This window comes from uncultured Gimesia sp. (assembly GCF_937919775.1).
In the GTDB taxonomy this organism is placed as follows: Bacteria; Planctomycetota; Planctomycetia; order Planctomycetales; family Planctomycetaceae; genus Gimesia.
Genome location: NZ_CALFPF010000244.1, coordinates 1 through 1,930, shown reverse-complemented (window position 1 = coordinate 1,930; position 1,930 = coordinate 1). Strand labels below are relative to the sequence as shown.

The 1,930-nt window shown below is 50.4% G+C and carries 2 protein-coding genes; both read left to right on the top strand.

Annotated elements, in window-relative coordinates; all coding sequences use genetic code 11:
• The coding region (locus Q0294_RS06505; protein ID WP_299462163.1) for a DUF1553 domain-containing protein at positions 1–449 on the top strand (449 nt) is incomplete at its 5' end.
• Between the two features lie 68 nt (positions 450–517).
• Positions 518–1,930: DUF1501 domain-containing protein (locus tag Q0294_RS06500; protein WP_299462160.1), on the top strand; the 1,413-nt coding region annotated here is incomplete at its 3' end.

The following is a 1,930-nucleotide window of genomic DNA, read 5'->3' as shown; positions in this document are numbered from 1 at the left end:
ATCATGAATCAAAAGATGGTGTGACTTACGATTTTAACAGACGTTCGATTTATCTGCCGGTAATTCGAAATCATCTGTTCGGGATGTTCATGCTGTTCGATTATGCGGACGCCAGCGTATTGAATGGTGACCGGTCTTCGACCACTGTGGCGCCTCAGGCTTTGTTCCTGTTAAACAGTCATCTTGTCGAAGACGCCTCGCAACGCATGGCGGATACGATTTTAAATCAGACAGCGTTGTCGCCGGAACAGAAGCTTCAACAACTGATTTTGAAAGCGTATGGACGTTCGCCGTCAAAAATGGAAATCAACCGGTTATTACAGTTCCTGGATGAAATGGAACGCGATTTACAGAGTGAAGAACCTGATTCGGTGAAACGTATCAATCGTGCCTGGCAGGTCTTCTGTCAGTCAATTTTTGCATCGAGTGAATTTATCTACCTCCGGTAATTCGTTGATCAGCATCAAAATATTAAAGCCGCTACAAAATCGTTCATCAATTTGAATAGAGACCTGCCATGAGTATCCTACCCCAAGCACTGTTCTCCCGGCGTGACCTGTTAAAGAAATCTGCAGTCGGATTTGGGAATCTTGCGTTACTGTCGATGTTAAACGACGAAGCGCGGGCGGCTTCTGCAAAAGATCCGCTGGCCCCTAAAGAACCGCATTTCGCACCGCGGGCCAAACGGGTGATCTTCCTGTTCATGAAGGGGGGGCCTTCCCACATGGACACGTTTGACTATAAACCGGAGTTGCAGAAGTACGATGGAAAACCGCTGCCGTTTGATAAACCCCGCGTGCAGTTTGCACCGACCGGAAACCTGTTGAAATCTCCCTGGAAGTTTAAGCAGTACGGCGAAAGTGGAATTCATGTCAGTGAACTGTTTCCCAACGTCGCTGAATGTGTGGACGATCTCTGTATTATCAATTCACTCTATGGCACGAACGCCGCACATGGGGGCGCTTTACTTAAGCTTCATACTGGCAGTGATGCTTTTGTGCGTCCCAGTATGGGGTCGTGGGTAACCTATGGTCTGGGAACCGAGAATCAGAATCTGCCGGGCTTCATCACTATCTGTCCTACTCTGGCGCATGGCGGTGTGAAGAACTGGAGTTCTGCGTTTCTGCCGGCACCTTATCAGGGGACTCCTCTGGGAAATGCCGCGATTGCTGCCGAGAACGCTCAGATTGAGTTTATCAAAAACGATTTTCTCTCACGCGGCGTACAGCGAAAACAGGTTGATTTTCTGAACGATCTGAATCGGATGCATCAGCAGCAGACGGGCCCCAATCAAATTCTGGAAGACCGCATCGGTTCGTTTGAACTGGCCTTTCGGATGCAGGAAGAGGTTCCCCAGATCCAGGATATCTCGGGTGAAACCGAAGCTACCCGTAAAATGTACGGCCTCGATGAAGCAGAAACGGCTGACTTTGGTCGTCAGTGTCTGATGGCGCGCCGTTTTGCCGAACGGGGGGTTCGCTTCATTCAGGTCTCGCACAGTGATCAGAAAGTGCAGTGGGATCAGCACAGCAATCTGCTCGAAGGGCACGGGAAAAATGCGAAAGAAGTCGACAAACCCATCGCTGCATTGCTTAAAGATCTGAAACAGCGCGGCCTGTTGAAGGATACGCTGGTTGTCTGGGGGGGAGAATTCGGCCGCACGCCGACCGCTCAGGGAAAAAATGGCCGCGACCATAATCCCGAAGGATTCACCATGTGGCTGGCGGGGGGCGGAGTGAAATCCGGTTTCCAGTATGGTGCGACCGATGAGTTTGGCTATTACGCAACCAGGGATAAGATGCACATTCATGATTTCCATGCCACAATGCTGCATCTTCTGGGAATGAACCATGAAAAACTGACCTATCGCTACGCAGGACGAGACTTCCGTCTGACGGATATTGCCGGTCATGTGGCGCATGGTGTCCTG